The sequence below is a fragment of the Rhizobium sp. CFBP 8752 genome (assembly GCF_014842035.1).
Classification (GTDB): Bacteria; Pseudomonadota; Alphaproteobacteria; order Rhizobiales; family Rhizobiaceae; genus Neorhizobium; species Neorhizobium soli.
Map to the genome: position 1 here is coordinate 351,051 of NZ_JACYUZ010000002.1, position 21,461 is coordinate 372,511.

General features: G+C 59.0%; 21 protein-coding genes. 9 read left to right on the plus strand and 12 right to left on the minus strand.

Annotated features, from left to right (window positions below; genetic code table 11):
• Positions 1-2: 2 nt before the first annotated feature.
• Positions 3-2,105, minus strand: coding sequence for a methyl-accepting chemotaxis protein (locus IFT59_RS14815; RefSeq protein ID WP_192087350.1), 2,103 nt, complete (start codon positions 2,103-2,105; stop codon positions 3-5).
• A 258-nt stretch (positions 2,106-2,363) separates the two neighbouring features.
• On the opposite strand from IFT59_RS14815, the gene IFT59_RS14820 reads away from it, so the two are divergent.
• The 4 genes from IFT59_RS14820 (at position 2,364) to IFT59_RS14835 (ending at position 6,773) form a co-directional block, all read left to right on the plus strand.
• Positions 2,364-2,612 carry a hypothetical protein gene (locus tag IFT59_RS14820; RefSeq protein ID WP_192087351.1) on the plus strand — a complete coding sequence of 83 codons (249 nt, stop codon included), beginning with the start codon at positions 2,364-2,366 and terminating at the stop codon, positions 2,610-2,612.
• 359 nt (positions 2,613-2,971) lie between these two features.
• On the plus strand, positions 2,972-3,673 hold the full coding sequence (locus IFT59_RS14825; protein WP_062577964.1) for a gluconate 2-dehydrogenase subunit 3 family protein: 702 nt from the start codon (positions 2,972-2,974) through the stop codon (positions 3,671-3,673).
• Between the two features lie 2 nt (positions 3,674-3,675).
• The gene (locus IFT59_RS14830) at positions 3,676-5,445 is read left to right on the plus strand and encodes a GMC family oxidoreductase (RefSeq protein WP_062459814.1); all 1,770 of its coding nucleotides are present in this window, start codon (positions 3,676-3,678) and stop codon (positions 5,443-5,445) included.
• A gap of 11 nt (positions 5,446-5,456) precedes the next feature.
• A complete protein-coding gene (locus tag IFT59_RS14835) occupies positions 5,457-6,773 on the plus strand; it encodes a cytochrome c (protein WP_192087352.1) in 1,317 nt (438 codons plus the stop codon).
• A gap of 64 nt (positions 6,774-6,837) precedes the next feature.
• On the opposite strand, the gene IFT59_RS14840 is transcribed toward IFT59_RS14835, so the two are convergent.
• From IFT59_RS14840 to IFT59_RS14855, 4 genes are all read right to left on the minus strand, one after another.
• Complete coding sequence (locus tag IFT59_RS14840; protein ID WP_192087353.1) at positions 6,838-7,812, minus strand: GGDEF domain-containing protein; 975 nt, start codon at positions 7,810-7,812, stop codon at positions 6,838-6,840.
• A gap of 118 nt (positions 7,813-7,930) precedes the next feature.
• Complete coding sequence (locus IFT59_RS14845; protein WP_192087354.1) at positions 7,931-8,236, minus strand: hypothetical protein; 306 nt, start codon at positions 8,234-8,236, stop codon at positions 7,931-7,933.
• A 39-nt stretch (positions 8,237-8,275) separates the two neighbouring features.
• Positions 8,276-9,865: a globin-coupled sensor protein gene (locus IFT59_RS14850; RefSeq protein WP_192087355.1), complete on the minus strand. Its 1,590-nt coding sequence runs from the start codon at positions 9,863-9,865 to the stop codon at positions 8,276-8,278.
• A gap of 681 nt (positions 9,866-10,546) precedes the next feature.
• Positions 10,547-10,729: an ArsR/SmtB family transcription factor gene (locus tag IFT59_RS14855; RefSeq protein ID WP_192087356.1), complete on the minus strand. Its 183-nt coding sequence runs from the start codon at positions 10,727-10,729 to the stop codon at positions 10,547-10,549.
• Between the two features lie 281 nt (positions 10,730-11,010).
• Here IFT59_RS14855 and fliQ point away from each other — a divergent pair, with 281 nt between their 5' ends.
• Positions 11,011-11,277 (plus strand): flagellar biosynthesis protein FliQ, encoded by a 267-nt coding sequence (fliQ, locus tag IFT59_RS14860; RefSeq protein WP_062459823.1) that lies wholly within the window; start codon positions 11,011-11,013, stop codon positions 11,275-11,277.
• Between the two features lie 21 nt (positions 11,278-11,298).
• Here fliQ and IFT59_RS14865 read toward each other — a convergent pair whose 3' ends face one another.
• Together IFT59_RS14865 and IFT59_RS14870 are read right to left on the minus strand one after the other, a co-directional pair.
• Complete coding sequence (locus IFT59_RS14865; protein WP_062459825.1) at positions 11,299-11,670, minus strand: hypothetical protein; 372 nt, start codon at positions 11,668-11,670, stop codon at positions 11,299-11,301.
• A gap of 151 nt (positions 11,671-11,821) precedes the next feature.
• On the minus strand, positions 11,822-12,694 hold the full coding sequence (locus IFT59_RS14870) for an MBL fold metallo-hydrolase (protein ID WP_174197741.1): 873 nt from the start codon (positions 12,692-12,694) through the stop codon (positions 11,822-11,824).
• Positions 12,695-13,160: 466 nt separating this feature from the next.
• Between IFT59_RS14870 and IFT59_RS14875 the strand changes: the two genes are divergently transcribed.
• From IFT59_RS14875 to arsK, 4 genes are all read left to right on the plus strand, one after another.
• The gene (locus IFT59_RS14875; RefSeq protein WP_192087357.1) at positions 13,161-13,694 is read left to right on the plus strand and encodes a lipocalin family protein; all 534 of its coding nucleotides are present in this window, start codon (positions 13,161-13,163) and stop codon (positions 13,692-13,694) included.
• Between the two features lie 300 nt (positions 13,695-13,994).
• Positions 13,995-14,327, plus strand: coding sequence for a metalloregulator ArsR/SmtB family transcription factor (locus tag IFT59_RS14880; RefSeq protein ID WP_113111623.1), 333 nt, complete (start codon positions 13,995-13,997; stop codon positions 14,325-14,327).
• 46 nt (positions 14,328-14,373) lie between these two features.
• On the plus strand, positions 14,374-15,081 hold the full coding sequence (gene arsH, locus IFT59_RS14885) for an arsenical resistance protein ArsH (RefSeq protein WP_062459832.1): 708 nt from the start codon (positions 14,374-14,376) through the stop codon (positions 15,079-15,081).
• On the plus strand, positions 15,078-16,298 hold the full coding sequence (arsK, locus tag IFT59_RS14890; RefSeq protein WP_192087358.1) for an arsenite efflux MFS transporter ArsK: 1,221 nt from the start codon (positions 15,078-15,080) through the stop codon (positions 16,296-16,298). Before arsH ends, arsK begins: the two co-directional genes overlap by 4 nt.
• Before the next feature lie 46 nt (positions 16,299-16,344).
• Here arsK and arsB read toward each other — a convergent pair whose 3' ends face one another.
• The 5 genes from arsB to IFT59_RS14915 form a co-directional block, all read right to left on the minus strand.
• A complete protein-coding gene (arsB, locus tag IFT59_RS14895) occupies positions 16,345-17,415 on the minus strand; it encodes an ACR3 family arsenite efflux transporter (RefSeq protein WP_192087359.1) in 1,071 nt (356 codons plus the stop codon).
• A gap of 83 nt (positions 17,416-17,498) precedes the next feature.
• The gene (gene arsC, locus IFT59_RS14900) at positions 17,499-17,933 is read right to left on the minus strand and encodes an arsenate reductase (glutaredoxin) (protein ID WP_062577944.1); all 435 of its coding nucleotides are present in this window, start codon (positions 17,931-17,933) and stop codon (positions 17,499-17,501) included.
• The gene (locus tag IFT59_RS14905) at positions 17,930-18,457 is read right to left on the minus strand and encodes an arsenate reductase ArsC (RefSeq protein WP_192087360.1); all 528 of its coding nucleotides are present in this window, start codon (positions 18,455-18,457) and stop codon (positions 17,930-17,932) included. Before IFT59_RS14905 ends, arsC begins: the two co-directional genes overlap by 4 nt.
• Positions 18,454-18,807, minus strand: coding sequence for an ArsR/SmtB family transcription factor (locus IFT59_RS14910; RefSeq protein WP_192087361.1), 354 nt, complete (start codon positions 18,805-18,807; stop codon positions 18,454-18,456). Before IFT59_RS14910 ends, IFT59_RS14905 begins: the two co-directional genes overlap by 4 nt.
• A 97-nt stretch (positions 18,808-18,904) precedes the next feature.
• The gene (locus IFT59_RS14915; protein ID WP_192087362.1) at positions 18,905-21,406 is read right to left on the minus strand and encodes an ATP-binding cassette domain-containing protein; all 2,502 of its coding nucleotides are present in this window, start codon (positions 21,404-21,406) and stop codon (positions 18,905-18,907) included.
• Between the last annotated feature and the right edge of the window lie 55 nt (positions 21,407-21,461).

Below are 21,461 nucleotides of genomic sequence, written 5' to 3' on the forward strand. Positions count from 1 at the left end.
GGTTAACCCACTTTGCGCTGTTGCGCCGTCGATGACGTCAGGTCATTGATGAGCTCGACAACATTCCTTGAGACACGCTGCTGAGCATCCGTCGATTGCGCAATCTCCCGGATGGACTCGCCGGTCTTGTTCACGCTGCCGACGATCCGTTCGAAAGCTAGTCTCGCATGCTGGGACCGGTCCGTTCCCTGGTTGACGCGCATGGTCGATTCCTGGATGAGCTTGGATATCTCGTGCGCAGCTTCCGAACTTCTCTCGGCGAGCTTCCTGACCTCGCCCGCGACGACCGAGAACCCGACCCCATGTTCCCCAGCCCGTGCGGCTTCGATTGCCGCGTTGAAGGCGAGAAGGTTGGTCTGACTGGCGATCTCGCCAATCACCTTGACGATATCGGAGATTTCCGTGGAGGACTTCTGGATGAGATCGATTGCCGCGATCGCGCTGCCCAGCGCTTCTGAACCCTGTTCCGCATTGCCCTGCGTCTCGGATGCAAGCGTGGTGGCCGTGCGGGTGTTAGCGGTGATTTCCGCGATCGATCCGGACAGTTCTCCGACAATGCTGGTCATTTGCTGAGATTTCGAACGGATGTCATGCTCGAGCTTGACCTGATCGGTGATGTCGCTGGCATACTTCACCACGCGCACCGTCTCGCCCCGCAGATTGACGATCGGGCTGTAGATCCCCTGAATGTGCACTTCCCGGCAATACTTTCCGACGCGGGCAAAACGCCCCGAAAAGAATTCTCCCTTGTTGAGACGCAGCCAGAAATCCCGGTAGTCTTCCGAGACGATGTAATCCTGGCTGCAGAACATGCTGTGGTGTTGCCCCGTGATTTCGCGAAGCGAGTATCCCATGACCCGTAGGAAGTTCTCGTTGGCGGAAACGACATGTCCGTCGAGATCGAATTCGACGACTGCCTGCCCGCGCGAGATCGCGTCGACCCTTCCCTCGAACTCGATGTTGCGCAGTTTCGCCTGCGTGATGTCAGAGGCGAACTTTACGATCTTGATCGGGCGGCCTGCGAGGTCGAGGATCGGATTGTAAGTCGCCTGAAGCCATATGTCGTTACCGCTTCTGGTGAGGCGTCGGTATTCCCCTCCTTCGAACTGGCCACGTCCCAGCCGGTCCCAGAAGGAAGCGTATTCCGCTGTCTGCGTGAAGGCAGGGTCACAGAACATCCGGTGATGCTTGCCCCGGACTTCTTCCAGTGAGTAGCCGACGGCGGCAAGAAAATTCTCGTTCGCGTCAAGGATATTGCCGTGCAAGTCGAACTCGATGACGGCCTGGGCCCGGCCGATCGCGTTGACCTTGCCTTCGAACTCGGCGTTCCGGATCTTGCTGGCAGTCACGTCATAGGCATACTTGACCACCTTGCAGGGGTTGCCGTTGAGATCGAAGATGGGATTGTAGGTCGCCTGGATCCAGACATCCTTTCCGCCCTTGGCGAGACGACTGTACTCTCCGCTCTCATAGTCGCCGCGCCCCAACCTCTGCCAGAATGCCTTGTAGGCGGGTGTTCGGGTTTGGTCGTCTCCGCACAGCATCCGGTGATGCTGACCGATGACCTCTTCCCGAGCGAATCCCATCAGGGTGAGGAAATTTTCGTTCACTGCGAGGACGTGGCCTTCGAGGTCGAATTCGATCACGGCCATTGCGCGGTCGATCGCCGCTACTTTTCCCAGGAGTTCCGCCTCTACCGACTTGGTCGCTGTGACATCCATCGCGTACTTGACCACGCCAACGATCACGCCGTTGTCGTCGAGGATCGGATTGTAGCTCGCCCGTATCCAGACCTCGCGTCCGCCGCGTCCGATGCGCTTGAACTCACCGTCGTGGAGCTTGCCCTCCGCCAGATCATTCCAAAACGCGGCATATTCGGGAGCTTCCACGATCTCCGGCTCGCAGAACATCGAGTGATGCCGGCCACGCACCTCGGCCAGCGAATAGCCCATGAGGGAAAGGAAGTTCTCGTTAGCGTTCTTTACCGTGCCGGTTAGATCGAATTCGATGACCGCTTGCGCACGGTCGATTGCGCGTGCCTTGTTGCGCAGAACGGCGATCTCGTTGAGGTCCGAAAGGGTGCTGACAGAAGACTTTACAGTCATGGGAGAGCACTTTCGGTAACCAGGCAAACTTCGAATTTCATCACGAACCCCCTCCATCTGAAGCAACGGCACGACCGCGACGGTCTGATACCCGAATTTTAGAGGCAACTAACTAATGAAGGATTATTAGAGCCTGCGTCGTTAAGCGTCCGTTTCCGGTCGTACTGGCGCCGTCGCGGTAACCAAGTCGCTGTAACCAAATTTTGACGGGTTAGCGCTCATCCTTGTCCTGAATTGTAGTGAGTACGGGATAGGAACATGCGTTTCAGCGCTCAGCGGCTTGGCGATCTCGCCGGTATCATCCGGCATCTGAACTGGCGCCTCAGCCCGCTCAGCCGGATGGGTGTCGCCCGGATGGTCAACGACACGACGGCAGCGCTGGAAACTCTTGCTCGCAGCGAGGCCGATCTCTCGATATTGGAGCAAGCTGAAATACGGGCTATTGCCTCGCGGCTGATCGTGATCCTCCAGGACGCGTATTCCGGCAAAACACCGACAATCCACTGACGTCGGCAACCGGCCGTGTCCCTCCCGCCTTTTTGATCGGACCGGTCCTGCGGATCCCGCCACCCGAATTTCGAATGCCGAGAGCGATCCGCCGGCAAATTGACAATTGATAATAATACTCGATGAAGTCGAGCAAGCCACGAACTTCCCGCAGAGGTAGGCATTTGTGCGCACGCATGGCAGCATCGCTAATTAGCGCAAAATTTTTCTCATAAATCGTACCTCATAAGCATTGCATACTCAAACCTTGCGGGTTTAAAGGTCAGCAACGAATGAGGCCATATGTCGCAGCGACGGGTGCCTCACGTTTCCAGCCTATTCGGTTCCGGCCCCCTGTCGGGACACCAAGGAGCGATACAATGAGAGATGTCCCGGGGTTACCGTCCCGCCGTAGCTTTTTGAAAGCTTCGGCGGCAAGTGCAGCCGTCGTCGGCGTGGTGATGCAGGCGAAGGCGGAGACCCCGCCGGCCCCGCCACCGATCGAAGAATACCAGCCGGTCTGTCTCAAGCCCACTGAGTGGGCCTTCGTTATGGCTGCCACGGCGCGGCTCATTCCCTCCGAAGGCGAAGGTCCCGGTGCCATCGAGGCCCGCGTCCCCGTCTTTATCGACAAGGAACTGGCCGGTGGATTCGGTGAGGCGGCAGACTGGTACATGGAAGGTCCGCACGATGCCGCAGCCCATCCGTTCCGCGGCTGGCAATCGCCTTTGACGCCGCTGCAAATCTATCAGCAGGGTATCCCGGTGTTCGACGCATGGTGTCAGCAGACGCACGGCAAGATATTTGCCGAGCTTGACGCCGCAACCCAGGACAAGGCCCTGACCTCGCTCCAGAAAGACGAGATGAAGATCAAGCCCGAACTGCGCGACTTCTTCACGATCCTCTTGCAGAACACCAAGGAGGGCTACTTCGCAGACCCGATGTATGGCGGCAATCACGGCATGCAGGCCTGGAAATATATCGGTTTCCCAGGTGCCCGCGGCAGCTACAAGGAGTGGGTGTTGAAGCACAACGTCGCCTACCCGCTCGGTCCCGTTTCGATTTCCGGTGAGAGGGCATAACGATGGCACGCACTGCAAAGAAGAAGGACGTCGTCATCGTCGGTCTCGGCTGGACCGGCTCGATCCTCGGCATGGAACTCGCCAACGAGGGTCTGGAGATCGTTGCGCTCGAACGCGGCCATGACCAGAACACCGTTCCGGACTTTCAGTATCCGAACATGATCGACGAGCTGAAATACGGCGTTCGTCTCGGCATGATGCAAAAGCCGCGCAATTCGACCCTGACGATCCGTCGCAACGTCGATGAAGCTGCCCTGCCCTATCGCAGCCTCGGCTCGTTCCTGCCGGGCATCGGTGTCGGCGGTGCAGGGACGCACTGGAACGGCCTGAACTGGCGTCCGCAGCTCTCGGAATACCGTCTGCGCTCGCATGTGGAAGAGCGCTGGGGCGCCGGCATCATTCCGGAAGACATGAACCTGCAGGATTACCCCGTCAGCTACGAAGAGCTGGAGCCGTTTTTCGATCGGTTCGAGCATGTCGCGGGGATTTCCGGCAAGGCCGGCAATCTCAATGGCAAGAAAATCGAGGGCGGCAATCCGTTCGAGGCACCGCGCTCGCGCGAATACCCGATGCCGCCTATGCCGGTGACCTGGGACGGAGCCAAATTTGCCGAAGCCGCGAAAGCTGCCGGCTGTCACCCGTTCCCAAGCCCGGGCGGCATTGCCTCGCAGGCCTATGTCAACGAATACGGAATGCAGATGGGCCCTTGCAACCACTGCGGTTTCTGCGAGCGCTACGGCTGCTACAACTATTCGAAATCCTCGCCGCAGACGGCGATTCTCGACGCGTTGAAGCGCAAGCCGAACTTCGAATACCGCACCCATGCGGAAGTGTTGAAAATCGAAATGGCGCCCGACGGCAAAACCGCGACCGGCGTGACCTATTTTGACGAAAAGGCCGGCGAAGAGGTGTTCCAGCCCGCGGATCTGGTAATCCTGGCCGCCTACCAGTTGCACAACGTCCATCTGATGCTGCTCTCGGGCATCGGTCAGCCGTTTGATCCCGCAACGAACGAAGGCGTCACCGGTCGCAGCTATGCCTACCAGATGAACGGCGGCTACACGATGTTCTTCAAGGACGAGGTGTTCAATCCGTTCATCGGCACCGGTGCCAACGGCATGTCGATCGATGATTTCGGCATGGACAATATCGACTTCGGTCGTGAAGGCTTTATCGGCGGCGCCTACTGGCGTGCCGGCCAGTCCAACGGTCAGCCGATCCGCTCCATGGCGCTCCCCGCGGGCACGCCGACCTGGGGTGCCGGCTGGAAGAAGGGCATCGGCGAGTGGTACGGCCACTCGATGTCGATCGGCTCGCACGGTTCGCACATGTCCTATCGCGGCAACTATCTCGACCTCGACCCGACCTACAAGGATCGCCACGGTCGTCCGCTGATGCGCATGACGTTCAACTGGCAGCCGAACGACATCCGCATGACCCAGTTCATGAAGTCGAAGATGGAGCCGATCGCCAAGTCGATGAACCCGACCTCAATGCAGGAAGGCTTCAAGAAGGACGGCGCCATGTACGACGTGCGTCCTTACCAGACGACGCACAATGTCGGCGGCACTGTGATGGGTGACAATCCGAAGACATCGGCAATCAACCGGTATCTGCAGGCCTGGGACAAGCACAACATCTTCGTGATGGGCGCCGGCGCCTTCCCGCAGAACACCCAGTACAACCCGACCGGCATGGTCGGCGGCCTGGCCTATTGGGCGGCGCATGCGATCCGGACGCAGTACCTGTCCAATCCACGGCCCCTGGTGTGAGGAGCGCAACGATGAAAACCTTTCTTCGCGTCATTCTCATCCTCGCCGTTCTCGGCGTCGTCGGCCTTCTCGCCTTCATCTTCGTGCCGGTCCAGCGCACTGCCGCGGTTGCCCAGCTCCCGGCTGATTACAAAGCACCGGCAGGCAGTGGCGAATACGCCATGCGGGCCGGTGACTGCATGGCCTGTCACACCGCGGAGGGCGGCAAGCCCTTCGCCGGCGGCCGGCCGATCCACAGCCCGATGGGCACGATCTGGGCCACCAACATCACACCGGACAAGGAAACCGGCATCGGCAATTACACGCTCGATGATTTCCGCGCGGCGCTCTACGACGGCGTTCGCAACGACGGTGCGCATCTCTACCCGGCCATGCCTTACGAAAACTATCGCAAGCTGACGGAACAGGACATCCAGGCCCTCTACCAGTATTTCATGACCGAGGTGCCTGCAGTTTCCAACAAGGTCGAGGAAACGGCACTGTCCTTCCCGTTCAACCAGCGCTGGGGCATTCGCGCCTGGAACTGGCTGGCGCTGGGCAAGCCGGGCTTTGAACCTGTTTCGCAGGACGAGCAGTTCAACCGTGGTGCCTATCTCGTGCAGGGCGCCGGACACTGCGCCGCCTGCCACAGCCCGCGCAACCTGCTGATGGCGCAGGACGGTACCGACGAGAGCAGCGCTGCCTTCCTGACCGGCGGCGAGATCGACGGCTATACGGCACCTGACCTGCGCGGCCCGCAAAGCGCACCGCAGAAATGGTCCACCGAAGAGCTCGCGGCCTATCTTACGACTGCCCGCAACGCGCATTCCACGGCAACCGGCGAGATGATGCTGGTGGTGCGCGATTCGCTGCAATACATGACGCCCGAGGACAATCTGGCGATCGCAACCTACCTCAAGAAGATCGGCAGCACTGGTGGTTCCACGGCACCGGCAACGCCTTCGGCGGCGCCTGAAAAGGCCGAGGTTACCGACACCGAGAAAATGCTGACGGAAGCCAAAGCGGATATGCCGCTCGGTCCCCGCCTCTATCTCGACAATTGCGGTGGCTGCCACTTTGTCAACGGCAAGGGTGCCGCGGAAATCTTCCCGGAGCTTGACGGAAATTCGCTGGTTACCGCGAAGTCTTCAAAGGGCCTGTTGGATGTCATGCTGCACGGAGCGGAACTGCCTTCGACCAAGGACCGTCCCATGCGCGTGCGCATGCAGGGCTATAACGACCGCCTGAACGACGAAGAAGCGGCAGCACTTGCCACCTTCCTGCGCCAGGCCTGGCATAACGACGCTCCGCCGGTCACTGCGGAAGACGTCAAGGCTGTCCGCCGCTAGACCACGACATCAGACCCTGCCGGTTCGTAACCGGCAGGGTCTTTACACGTCGCCATGGGTGGCATCAGCCGTTGGCCGTTGCCAAGGCCTCCGGCGGCCCGAGGATCGCAATACTTCGCCGCGTCAGTTTGGCGTGATACATGCGCCGATCTACGAGAGCGACAAGAGCCGTTCTCGACCACTTGACCTCGCTTGCAAAGCCAAAACCCAGCGCCGCACCGACGCGCAGCGTTTTGCTTCCGATCGTGACGGCGTCCAGCACAGTGTCCATCATCACGGCGAGCCTCTGCTCCTGCATTTCACTGTCTCCCATGTCTGACTGGAACAGGAGGGCAAACTCGTCACCGCCCAACCGCGAGACGAATTCGCCCGCTCTCAGGGACGACAACAGCCTTTTCCCGATAACCGCAAGCAACTCGTCCCCGACCGGGTGACCGTGCATGTCATTGACGATCTTGAAGCCGTTGAGATCGAAGATTGCGAGCCCGAACTCCTCATGGTTGGCGCGATCTTCGATAAAGTGAGCGATCCGTTGCTCGAACCCAAGACGGTTCGGAAGCCCGGTCAGGCTATCGGTGACGGCCGCGACTCGCAACGCCTCTTCCTGTCTGATTTGCGCGCTCGTCTGTTCGGTGACATCGGTCAGCGCCTCGAGATCGTAGAGGTCGTTTCCAATCTTGATCCGGCGTGCGGAGATCATCACGGAAATTAGCCGCCCGTCACGATGCCGGATCTTGCCCGACTGCGCGGAGTAATACCCAACGTCGTCAAGGAGTTTGATCCTGGCAACACGGTCTGAGCCATCGACGATCAGGCCGACATCTGTCAGTTTGCGACCAACCAGTGCCGTTTCGTTCATCCCGACGAGGTCCATGTAAGCCTGGTTGACCCGCACATAAACGGAGTTTGGCCCGGCCATCGAAATGGCATAGGCAAGCGGAGAGATGTGAAACAGCGTCTGCAACATTCCGTCCAGCCCATCTCCGCCTTGTGTCACATTGGAAAAGAGTGAGGCTGCCGCCCGTTCATCCGAAAGCATCGGCCTAACCCTTATTCGCTTTAGGGAATTGCCACAGCAGGACGACCGGTGACGGCAAGAACCGCAGATCCACCCGATATTGCATGTCGCAGGTTCTGTCTGTCATCATTCCCTCGCCTCAACCTCGCCCGATGGAGAGGTTCGCGGCTGAAAAACCTCCAGCTAGTTTTGCGTCCACAATACGTGTCACAAACTCGACGACCTCCGTGATCTCTATCCATTCGGCCCCGGCTGCTTTGGATCCCGACCTATACCCTTGGCGACCCGCAAACCACGTGAGCATGTTCAGATCGAACTGCGCCGTATTGCCGATGTCCAGGTGCTCGAGATTCCTCCTGACCAAAAGGATCAGTTTATCGAGCGCTTGTGCGGTGGAGAGCCCGGCAGCCAGCAGTGCGAGTGGTATTGCGATCAGCATTTTCACAAAACTACCCTCATGATGTGGCGTACCGGGTCGCCATGCTCAGAATTCCGACCAGCCTTCATTGGCCGCCTTCGACCGCTGTAGTTTGCCAGGAAGCGACTTGATCATTTGTCGCGCAGGCGAAGCTGCAGGCGCATGCGCCCGACCGTTGCTTTGCCCCACCGCGCTTGGCGTCGTTTTGAACCCGGCGACAAGCTCCGAAAGTCTCTCGGCCTCGTTGGAGAGTTTTATCGTCGCCGCAGACGTCTCTTCCACCATGGCAGCGTTTTGCTGCGTGATCGTATCCATGCTGCCCACGGCAGAGTTGATTTCAGCTATCCCAGTCGCCTGTTCGCGCGACGACATGGCAATCGATACCATGTGTTCGTCGATCGTCTGCACCTGTCTGCCGATGCTTCTCAATGCCTTGCCCGTTGTGTTGACAAGATCGACGCCGCGCGCGACATCCTGAGAAGATCTCGAGATGAGATCCTTGATTTCCTTGGCGGCCCGGGCTGAGCGTTGCGCGAGCTCCCGCACCTCCTGCGCCACCACCGCAAAGCCTTTCCCCTGGTCACCGGCACGGGCTGCTTCGACCCCCGCATTGAGTGCGAGGAGGTTCGTCTGGAACGCGATTTCGTCAATGACACTAATGATGTCGTTCATTTGTTTGGATGACTCGACAATGTCGCTCATCGCCTTGACGGCCTGCTCTACGATTTCTCCGGACGTTGCTGCCTCTGTTGCAGAGGCCGTCACGACCGCCTGGACTTCTGTCGTCCGGGTTTGAGACTGCCGCGCGATTGAACTGATCTGCTCTAGCGCTGCCGCTGTTTCTTCAAGCGCCGTGGCCTGCCGTTCGGTGCGCTTTGCCATTTCGTCGGTCGCAGTGGCGATTTCGGCCGACTGAGAGAGAACGAAGCCGACCGTGCTTGAGATCTCGGAAAGAGCACCGTTGAGGCTCGATACGGAATCGTTGAAATTATGCTTGAGCCCGTCGAAACTGACCGCGAGGGGCTGTTCCAAGGGCCGGGTCAGATCACCGCCGGAGAGAGATCTCAACGCACCTTCGAGGGCTGAGAGCGCTGTGTCTTGTTCCGCTTTCAGCGTCGCCTGCTCCGCTTCAGCCTTGGCTCTCTCGTCCGCAAGGACGTCGAGATAGACGGAGATCGCATAATCCATGTCCACAAGGGCCGCTTTGACAACGGTCGTTACGTCGTCTCCGATCTTCTGGCGTTTGCCGCGCACCAGAAAACTACCAAGCTCGTTATCGATGACGGCGCGCACGATGTTCTCGATCATCAACGCATAGCCGCCAATGTACCAGCGCGGTTGAAGCCCAAGCCTTGCATGGGCTTTGCCGATCATGGTGACTTCATCAACATAGGCTTCGTCGAACTTTGCCGAGGAAATCGTTTCCCAGTGTCGAGCCTGTCGTCCTTTTGCCTGGGTGATGTGATTTTCACCGGAAAAGTATTTGGAGGTTTCCGGGTGATGACGGACCTTGGCGTAAAACACATCGAGCGCGCTATCGAGCGACCCGTTAATGATGGGCGCCAATGCTGCGAGTGTCCTGCGCTGTGGATCACCAAGACCAGCGAAGTCCAGTCGGTCGTTAAGCGTTGCCTGTGCTGATTTCTGCGTACTCATGTATGTCCCCTGCTGCGGTCCCTTGGTAACAAGGCATGGTTGGTCTGCCCGCTAAAGCGAGTGCGATCTGTTGCTGACGGGAACGCAGTCCATCACCGGCGCGCGTGCTTCGAAGCCATCGCGGGGCAAGCAAGGGGGCTCAAAAACCCAGATGTCTACCGAACAGGTGTTAGACTGTCAGGTGGCGGCTGTTCCTGATCTTCACGGCCATAAAACCCTCATGGGTATGCGGCGCCACGGCGCCTATCTGGCACCACAAATCTAGGATTCAGGGGATAAAAAACCGTTAATAGTTCGCCCTATGCTATAGTAGCAGAACTTGATTTAAGCAGCGCGATCGTTTGACCGAGGCTATATCTGGCAATCGTCAAGCATAGAGCCAAAAATACGAGTTTTTGCCTTAAAATTCATGCCGCATGTAAGCGCTGCTATGACCGGCAGCGTGCTCATTGCATTCTCAAGACAGCGGTCGATATTGACAGAAGAGAGCTGGGACATCGTCAAGGTCATTGCGTAGGGTCTAAGCGTAGGCAACCGCCACAGCATCGTGAGTCTCTGCGACGGGACAGAATATGCTTTGCATACAGTCAAGAACCTGGCGGACACCTTCCTCGTGAGAGCGATAGAAAACCGTCTGCGCTTGTCGACGCGCCGAGACGAGGTTCGCGTCCCTGAGAATCTTCAGATGTTGAGAGATGCCGATTGGCTGAGATTCACCGCCTTTGCGAGTGAACGCACGTCGCGCTCCCGATCCTGCACCAGACAAAGGACTTTGAACCGTGCGGGGTGCCCCATAACCTTCAGTAGATCGGCGGCGTCGCCCTCATCGAAGGGAAGAACTTCTCCCGACAGACCGATGTCCATAACGCCTCCAACCACCATTGAATAAAATCGCGTATCTTCATGGACCGAACCGAGTCCGGCGCCACATCAGCGAGAAGTAATACAAGCAAGATACAAGCTGCGGCGGCTAAGCATCTCCGCATTACGTCTCTGCTTCAATACGCAAATTGTACGTTATTTTATCGCAGTCCAGACGTTTTACGCATCTTAACAATACTTAACTCTGACAACCGCCGAATCTGTATTAAGGCAGATACGAAACGCGGTCTCGCCGCCCAATATACATTCAATGCTGGTGTGAAATGACAGAAGCAGACGCGTTGGAGATCCTGCGGATCTCTGTCTGGGCAATGCTCCTTGCGTCAGCGCCCGCGGTTTTCACCGCGATGGCAGTCGGCCTGGTTATCAGCCTTGTCCAGGCTCTCACGCAGGTCCAGGAAAGCACGCTGAGCTTTGCGCCAAAAATTGTTGCTGTCTTTGTAGCGCTGGCAGTGGCCGCCCCGTTCATAGGCGGCCAACTCAATCTTCTCGTTGTCGAGATTTTCTCTCATGTGCAGTCGGGTTTCTAGGCCGGCTGCGATCTCAAGAGGTCAGGCGTCTGCAGTCTCTCGCACTTCGTCGAGCAGGAAGAACACGACCACATAGCGGGTCGCATAGGATCGGCCGCCCTCGGCATCGCCTGCGTCCGAACCTCCGTCGGCCGGGTGCCATTGCTGGTAGTGCGGATTGTTGGCGATCAGCGTGATCGCTTTGCCAGTACGGCTACCGCCAAGACGATAGCGTGTTTCCGCCAACGGCCAGACACGTTCGTAATCCTGTTGCGTGAGACGGACCTTAAGAGCATGGCGCGTTACCGTTTCGCCCTGCGAAACATCTCCCTTGCGGGCCACTGGAACCTCCAGCGAAACCTCCTCAGCCCCATCCAGTATGAAGTCAAATTCCTCAGGCCACGTCCGCTTCATGTAATCGCTCCTCCAAGCTATACCGAGGGTTGCCGACGACTGTATCGTCGTCTGCCGAGACAATATGCAAACATTATCCCCTTCTGAAAAGCATCAAACCGCCTACGGCCGCACTATTTCGTGAGGTTGCGCTTGGCGCCGACAAAATGTCTTACCAGGCCGCCACAGGGAAGGCGTCGATCGGGATCTTCAGGTACCTCACGCCGTTCGCCTCCTTTGGCGGCAGCTCTCCTGCCATCAGATTGACCTGCAGGGCATGCAGCATCAGTTTTGGAAACGGCAACGTTTTGTCACGGCTGATGCGGGACTGGATAAACTCGTCACGCCCTGACCGGAGGTGAATGTTCTGCGCCTTCTGTTGCGCGACGGTGCTCTCCCAGAGCGCTTCCCGCCCGCCATGACGATAATCGTGGCCGGTGAACAGCCGGGTGTCGTCGGGCAAGTTCAGGATTGCCTCGATCGACGACCACAGATCTTCAGCGCTGCCTCCGGGAAAATCGGCGCGGGCCGAACCGCTGTCGGGCATGAACAGCGTGTCGTGGATGAAGGTCGCATCACCGACCAGATACGTGATCGATGCCAGTGTGTGGCCGGGCGAATGCATGACGCGGCCCTCGATCTCACCGATCATGAACCGGTCGCCATCCGAAAACAGCCGGTCCCACTGGGATCCGTCGGTTGGCATCGCCGGCGCATTGTAGATGTCCTTCCATAGCGCCTGGACCTTGACCACGTCGGCGCCGATCGCGGTCGGCGCGCCGGTCTTCGACTTGAGGTATGCTGCTGCGGTGAGATGGTCTGCATGGGGATGCGTGTCGAGGATCCACGCGACGTCCAGTCCCTGCATCTGGATATGTGAAAGGAGCGCATCGGCGTGACGCGTGGCCGTGCTTCCGGATTTCTCGTCGTAGTCGAGAACCGGATCGATGATGGCGCATTTCTTCGTGGCCTTGCAGCTTACGACATACTGGATGCTGCCGCTACGCGCGTCGTAAAAACCAGCGACTTCGGGTTGGGCACTCATGGTGTAAAATCCGGCTTGTCAAACGCCTGCACTGGCGCGGCTTTATGATGGTCTGGCCACAGGATGTCCACGAGGCAGGTCTGATCGCAGCAACGCTGTGACAGCGGGCAAGACGAGGACATCAAGCGTCACGGCGGCCCCTCCTAAGTCAACCTCTCACGAACGTCAACTCGGAGCCCTTTGCCGCAATCTTGCTTACCAAGCGATAGGGCCAACCCGATAAGCCGCGCCCTTGGATCGAGACCAGCCGAGCAGTTGTTCGCGCGTGGCAACGCGCTTGATTTTGCCCGTCGCAGCCATAGATCCACATCGTTGGCCGGCAAACAAACTGGTTGTGCCTGTGGCGCATGTCTCGGCGACCCTGAATGCGGCTGATGTGTGGTTCCGTTTGGCAACAGCGAGTACTTCCGCGGGGAGTACGGTTGCCTCGAGATCACGCGGGATCGGCAACCGACAGGATGAGTATATGCACAATCTTATCAGAAATCTCAGCTTGCACTTTATCACATGCCTTTTCGCGATCGGCGTCGTATCGCAGGCCCTCGCCGCTCCCGATGTCGTCAAAGTCGGGCCGGATCACTACCAGGGGACATGGCTGGAAATCGGGAGGACCCCGATGTTCCTGACCGACGGCTGTGTTGCCGGTTATTCCACCTACCGCAAGGGCAAAACGCCTGACACGGTCATGGTCGAAGACGGTTGTCGTGTCGATACTCCAAACGGTCGCCTCAAGACGATCAATGGGACCGGGAAGATCCAGGATTACGGAACGACGAACGCAACGATGCGCGTCCGCTATCCACTGCTCATCACCTTCACCTACCGCGTGCTCTACAAATCGCCGGATAAATCCTGGTTCATCAGCGCCAACCCGTCGATGTCGGACCTGTGGATCTATTCGCGAACCGTACCATCGAAATCCAAGCTCAACCGCATGGTGCGCAAGGCGAGCGAACTCGGCTACGACGTAAAGAAGCTGGAATTTCCGCCAGCCCGCTAGGCTGACTGGAAAGCGTCCGAACGGTTTGGCGTCCACGCGACAAGACAACCGTTCGGAACGCGAGCTTCGCTGCGGCTTCGAACCTTGGTTTTATAAAGCTCGGCCCCTACCCTGCGACCAGCTTGAGAGACCGAATGGAATTCTGGGATCGAGCGCGCGGGCTTCGTCACGCAGATTGTTTTCGGCCAATATTTCAATAATCCTTGAAGTATTGAATAATTATTGTTCTATAGCCTTTACAGGGCTTTGAAAGCCGGGCAAGCGCCCGCGCCTGATCACTATTGGACAAGGAACGAACTGGTGAACGAGCGACAGGTCCTTGATGCGTTTGGCGCACTGTCACAGCAGACCCGACTGCAGGTCATTCGCAAGCTCGTCGTCGCAGGCCCGGGCGGACTGGCGGCGGGTATGATTGCCGACGCTGTGAACGTGTCGCCTTCCAACATTTCTTTTCATCTCAAAGAACTGGAACATGCGGGCCTGATCAGCGCTCAGCGGGAGTCACGCTCCATCGTCTACAGCGCGAATTTCGAGACCCTCAACGGCCTCGCCCATTTCCTGATGGAGAACTGTTGTTCGGGCCAATCTGATGCCGGTTGCGGGCCTACAGAACTCGCAGGGTCTGCGTTATAGGAGCCCCAAATGCGAACGTTTCATTTTTTTTCGATGGAGTATCCAAATGGCTGATCTGCCAGCCGCCTCGCTTGATCTTATTTCCCAGCCCGACCTTGAGGCACTTCGCCCACCCTATTCGCAGCACAAGCCGCGGATCCTGATCCTCTATGGATCGCTGCGGAAGATTTCGTTCAGCCGTCTTTTGGCGGAAGAGGCAGCACGGCTCCTCGAGCACCTTGGATGCGAGGTGAAGATCTTCAATCCCGAAGGTCTGCCCCTTCCAGATGGCGCACCGGATACGGATCCGAAGGTTCAGGAATTGCGCGCGCTTTCTCTCTGGTCGGAAGGCCATGTCTGGGTCAGCCCCGAGCGGCACGGTGCGATGACCGGCATTATCAAAGCGCAGATCGACTGGATCCCCCTCACGACCGGTTCGGTGCGACCGACGCAGGGCAAGACGCTCGCCGTCATGCAGGTCTCCGGTGGCTCGCAATCCTTCAACGCGGTCAATCAGTTGCGCATTCTCGGTCGCTGGATGCGGATGATCACCATTCCGAACCAGTCGTCGGTTGCCAAGGCATGGCAGGAGTTCGACACGGATGGCCGCATGAAACCCTCGGCCTACTACGATCGCGTCGTCGATGTCTGCGAGGAACTGGTCAAATTCACATTGCTGACCCGGGATGCGTCCGACTATCTGACAGACCGCTATAGCGAGAGGAAGGAAGAGGCCGCAAAGCTCGAACAGCGCGTGGATCTGAAGTCGATATGAGCGAGCGGCCGCCGATCGGCACTATCCTTGCCCTGGGCCTCACCCAGATCATCGGCTATGGAACTCTCTATTACAGCTTCAGCATTCTTGCACCCGATATGGCGCGAGACCTGAACTGGTCGACGGAGTGGATATTTGCCGCACTTTCGGCGGCACTTCTTCTGGGCGGCTTGACCGCTCCCTGGCTCGGCCGGGCCATTGATCATTTTGGCGCAGGACGGGTGATGACGGCCGGATCCGCGATTGCTGCGGCAGCGCTGGTCGCTTGTGCCTATGCGCCGGGAAAGAGCGGCTTCGTCGCCGCTCTGGTCGTGATCGAGATCGCCGCCAATCTCGTACAATATGGCGCAGCCTTTGCGCTGCTGGTGCAGGCAAGCCCCCGCACCGCCCAGCGCAGCATCACCTATCTGACCCTGATCGCCGGCTTCGCCTCGACGATCTTCTGGCCCATCACAACGGCTCTGCACGCCCATCTGTCCTGGCAGAATGTCTACCTGGTGTTTGCCGGGCTCAATCTGCTCGTCTGCCTGCCTCTGCACGCCTGGCTGTCCTACGGCCTTGCCCAGGGGAAGTCGCAGAAACAGAACGGCACGGCGCAAGTCGTCGAAGGGTGCCTCAGCCCGGACGTCCGGCAGTTCGGGTTCAAGCTGATGGTGGTGGGGTTCTCTTTGCAATCTCTCGTCAGTGCGGCGATCCTGGTGCATATGGTGCCGCTGCTGTCGGGTCTTGGCCTTGGGGCCACGGCCGCCATTGTCGGCACGCTGTTTGGTCCGTCACAAGTGCTGAGCCGGTTTGCCAATATGGTGCTCGGCGGCAATCTGCCGCCGCTGGCTTTGGCAACGATTGCCGCCACGTTGATCCCCGGGGGTGTATTGATCCTCACCCTCACCGCTCCGTCGGTGACAGGCGCCATGGCGTTTGCCGTTGTCTTCGGTTTGGGCAACGGTCTTTTCAGCATCGTCACCGGCACCCTGCCGCTGATGCTGTTTGGCAGCGCTGGCTACGGCAGGCTGCAGGGCAAGGTCATGGCCGCACGATTGATCCTGTCCGCGACCGCACCGTTTGCGCTGGCGTTTGCCATGGCCCATATCGGTACGCTGTGGTCACTGACCATCACAACAGCGCTCGGGGCCTGTGCGATTGTCGCCTTCGTCGGGATTGCGCGACTGGAGCGCCGCCACAAGTCTGGCGATCATCTCGCGAGCCGTCCGGCCTGAACCAGTACGCCGGGATCCGTGCGTCCTTGGTTGCCCGCTGGGAGCGCTACACGGCCGGGCTTCCTGCCGATTTGGTAAAATATCTGCGGCCCATCCACAGTGCCATCTGTACCAAAAGGATCAGCACAGGAACCTCGACGAGCGGGCCGATGACGGCCGCAAATGCGACCGGGGACGCCAGGCCGAACGCGGCAATGGCAACCGCGATAGCCAGCTCGAAGTTGTTGCCGGCCGCAGTAAAGGCAACCGCTGTCGTGCGCGGATAATCCGTCCCCACCGACCTCGCCATCCAGAAACTGACAAGAAACATGATGAGAAAGTAGATCGTCAGCGGAATGGCGATCATCACCACATCGCCCGGCAGGCGGACCACGTCTCCGCCCTTCAGGCTGAACATGGCGACGATCGTGAACAGAAGGGCGGCCAGGGTCATAGGGCTGATCTTCGGGAGGAAGACATTTTCGTACCAGTCCCTGCCCTTGCTCGCGGTCAGCAAGCGGCGCGACAGATATCCCGCAAGGAACGGAATACCGAGATAGATCAACACCGCTTCCGCAATCGTCCAGAACGAGACGTCAATCACACTGCCTTCAAGACCAAACAGCGGAGGCAGGACGGACAGGAAAAACCACGCATAGACGCTGAAAAACAGGATCTGGAAAATCGAATTGAAGGCAACGAGACCCGCGACATACTGGTTGTCGCCCCGGGCAAGCTGGTTCCAGACGAGAACCATTGCAATGCAGCGGGCAAGACCGATCAGGATGAGGCCGGTCATGTATTCCGGATAGTCCCGCAGGAAGATCACCGCCAGCGCGAACATCAGCACCGGACCGATAATCCAGTTCTGCAGGAGAGAAATCGCCAGAACCCGCTTGTCGGCAAACACCTGAGGGAGTTCCTCAAAGCGCACTTTCGCCAGAGGCGGATACATCATCAGGATGAGGCCGATTGCAATCGGAATATTGGTGGTGCCGACGGACAGGCTGTCGAGCGCTGCGGGCAGGCCGGTAAAGACAGTTCCGAGCAGCACACCCAGTGCCATGGCGGCAAAAATCCAGACGGTCAGATAGCGGTCGAGGAACGACAGACGCAGTGTTGGTTCTTCGGGACGCATTTGCGGCCTCCTTGGCAGATAGACATCGTCCGCAGCCTTGCCATGAAGACTGGGCCGCACGGGTTCGGCTTGAATGGCGTGCGTCAGACGACGCGACGGCCGGTTTGGTCGACGACGATTTCGCCGTCTTCCTTCGCAAACGCAGCCTGCTGGCCAGCTGGAAGAATATCCAACACCGCTTCCGATGGTCGGCACAGCCTGACACCGGCAGGCGTGACGACGATCGGGCGGTTGATCAGGATGGGATGGTCCATCATGGCATCGACCAGTTGCTCATCGGACAAGGAAGGGTCGCCCAAACCGAGTTCGGAAAATGGCGTTCCCTTTTCGCGAAGAAGATCGCGCGCGGATATTCCCATCCGGTCGATCAACTGCTTAAGCAGCGCGCGCGCTGGCGGGGTTTTGAGATACTCAACCACATGGGGTTCGATGCCGGCGTTGCGGATCATCGCAAGCGTGTTGCGCGAGGTCCCGCAGTCCGGGTTGTGGTAGATGACGATATCGATGGGGTTAGTCATGCAACGTCAGGCCTTTTGTTTGTCGATCCTTCGAGCTGACCGATTTCCTGAAGCTTGGCGGTCAAGCTTATCCTTTCGAGGCTTTCCAAAGGCAGCGCGGCGAAAGCCGCGATACGCAGCTTCATGTAGCGAAGCGCTGTGGTGAAGGCGATGCGCTTTTCCGCGTCGGTCCCCTCCACTGCAGCAGGATCCTCGATACCCCAATGGGCGGTCATCGGTTTTCCCGGCCAGACCGGGCAGGATTCGCCAGCAGCGTTGTCGCAGACCGTAAAGATAAAATCCAATTGCGGAGCCTCGGCACCCGCAAACTCGTCCCAACTTTTTGACCGAAGTCCCTCCGTGGGAAACTTGTGGCCAACAAGCACATCGAGCGCCATTGGGTTGACGTTGCCTTTAGGCTGGCTTCCCGCCGAGTAGGCATTGAATTTCCCAGCGCCAATTTTTCGCAGAACACTTTCCGCGAGGATCGATCTCGCAGAGTTGCCGGTGCACAGAAACAGGACGTTGAATGTCTTGTCGGTCATGAGAGCGCCTTTCCCGGAGGGCAGCACGGGGTGAGTTCCGCAATCAGCGGCGCGCAGAGCTCTGCGTTTCCGCCACAGCAGTCCTTGAGAAGGAAGAGCACCAATTCCCGTAACGTCTCCATCTCCACACGGTAGGTAACGACGCGGCTTTGGCGCTGCGAAGAAACAAGACCCGCGCGTGACAAGATGTTGAGATGCGCAGACATCGTGTTTTGCGGCACCGCGAGCGCGCGCGCTATGTCACCTGCGGGCAGTCCATCCGGTTCATGCCTGACAAGCAGGCGAAAAGCTTCGAGCCGGGTTGGCTGAGCAAGCGCCGCAAGGGCGAGAATACCGACTTCTGATTCCATATATCCAGAATACTGGATTTATGGAATCAGTCAAGATGCGCGGTCCAGATCGACTTCTTCCGCTCGACGGCAGGTACTCGTGTTCAGAACCAGGAAGTCAGTGCGATTTCCGCCGGCCAGCGCTTGCGTAGATCAGCGCTGCCACCACAACCAGCAATCCCTGGAAGAGATACTGGTAGGTCTGGGTCAGCCCCAGGAATGTCACCGCGTTCAGCACTTCGGTCAGAAGCACGGCTCCGAGAAGGGTTCCGATGAAGGTTCCCCGCCCGCCCGAAAGGCTCGTTCCGCCCAGAACGACTGCGGTGATGCTGGCCAGCGTGTAGTTCACGCCCTGGCGCGGGTCACCGACACCGATCTGCGTCATCAGCATGATGGCACCGACAGCGGTCAACAGCGAACAGGCGATATAGCCGCCGATGAAGGTGAGTTCGACAGGAATGCCGGCCCGGCGCGCAGATTGTTCATCGGATCCGACCGCCCGCAAACGCCAGCCTGCACGTGTCCGGCGCAACAGCGTTTCGGCGCCGACCGCTGCAACAACCAGTACCAGAAAGGCGACCGGGAAAGGACCCAATTGCCAGTTGACCCAGTCGGTGACCGTCGCGCTGATATAGCCATCCGGATTGTCGCGCAGCAGGAAGCTGCAGCCCTGGATCGCGATATACATGGCGAGCGTCGCGGCAATCGGGGTGAAATTCGCAAATCGGATCAGCACACCGTTGATAGCCCCGGTCACAAAGGCGCCGGCAAACATCAGGAGGAAGCCGACCGCCATCATCGCAGTGGAATTGTCGTCGGTAATGAAGAATGACGCGACCACGACCAGAAATCCGGCGAGAGGACCGACCGAAAGATCGATCCCGCCCATCAGCAGCGCCACTGTCTGGCCCATCGCAATAAAGCCGAGTGCGGTCGCCAAAAGCAGGATGTTGTAGATGTTGTAGACAGAGAAGAAGTTCTCGTTCTGGCCATAGACATAGAGCCCAAGGAGCACGGTCACGATGGCAAGCGGGACCGCCGGAGCATTGTCCGACCGCAGAAGGTCGCGCCATCGGCTGCCGGTACTCGGCTGTGCCACAGTCAAACTGCTGTCGCCATGCGTCTCCGCTCCAACGGCAGCAGCGACTATTCGTTCTTCGGTGACGTCGTCACCTTCGAGGATCTCGACCACATGCCCGCGCGACAGCACGACGACCTTGTCGCACAGCCCTTCGAGCTCCACGGCATCGGAGGAGTTCACCACAACCGGCGTCCCTGCCTCCGAGACTTCGCGCAGAATTCGGTAGATTTCAAACCGGGCTCCGACATCCACCCCTTGCGTCGGTTCGTCCGCAATGATCAGTCCCGGCTCGGACAAAAGTGCGCGGGCCATGACCACTTTTTGCTGGTTGCCGCCCGACAGCGCAAAAATCGGCGCTTCGATCCCGGGCGTCTTGACCGCCAGCTCACGGAAGATCGCACCGACCTGCGCCAGTTCCTTCTTGCGGCTCATCACGCCACCGACCGCGAACTTCTCAAGCGCGGAATAAGTTGCGTTTTCCCGAACGGTCAAACTGCCGGCGACACCTTCGACGTGGCGATCCGACGGCATGAAGGCCGCCTCATGGAGGAGTTCCGGTTGGGCGAGTGCGCGCCCGCGTAAGACGATCTGCCCCTCGGCAGGCCTCAGCCCTGCAAGAACCCGCATCAGTTCCGGCTGACCGTTGCCGGCGACACCGGCGATCCCCACGATCTGCCCGCGCGGCACGTCGAAGCTGATGTTCTTCAGGTCCCTGTTGGTGATGCCCACCACGGACAGACCGGTCTCCGTATCGGCTGATGACGCTTTCGGCGGGAAGGCCGATTCCAGAGTACGCCCGACGATCAGGCCGACCAGGTCGGAATCGCTGATCTCGCCGATGACGGCGGAGCCGCGCACGCGACCATCCCGAAGCACGGTGACCCGATCGGCGATCTGGCGAAGTTCGGCCAGGCGGTGGGTGATGTAGATGACCGATGTGCCAGCGGCCGCCACCTCGCGGATGCGGGCAAACAGCATGTCGGTCGAATCCTGGTCGAGCGAGGCGGTGGGTTCGTCCAGGATCAGCACCTTCGGCTCGAGCGCCAGCGCCTTGGCGATCTCCAGCAAATGCTTCTGCGCAACAGTCAGACCGTCGGCGCGCATGCCAAGAGGGAGATGCAGGCCGACCTTGGCAAGCACGCGCCGGCCCACATCGTCGGGCTTTGCGCCCGCAAACACCGAGGCTGGCAAGGCCACGCGCAGGTTTTCCAGGATCGACAGATCGTCCAGAATGGCAGGATGCTGGAAGCAGATGCCAATCCCGTGGGACTTGGCGATTTCCGGGGTCATTTGCTGTACGGCGCGGCCTTCGAAGTGAATCTCTCCCTCGGTCGGCTGCAGCGTTCCGGAAATGATGTTCATCAGGGTCGATTTTCCGGCGCCGTTCTCGCCGAGAAGGGCATGCACTTCGCCGGCGCGGAATTCCACACTGACATCGGCCAGTGCCGCGACAACCGAGAAATATTTCGAGATGCCCGAAAGGCGGATCACCACATCCCGAGCGTCCAGCGCCACGTCTTGACTGTTTCGTGCCAACATTATTTGCAATCCGTCCTGGTGACAGAGCCCCGGAAGGTAAACCCTCCGGGGTCAG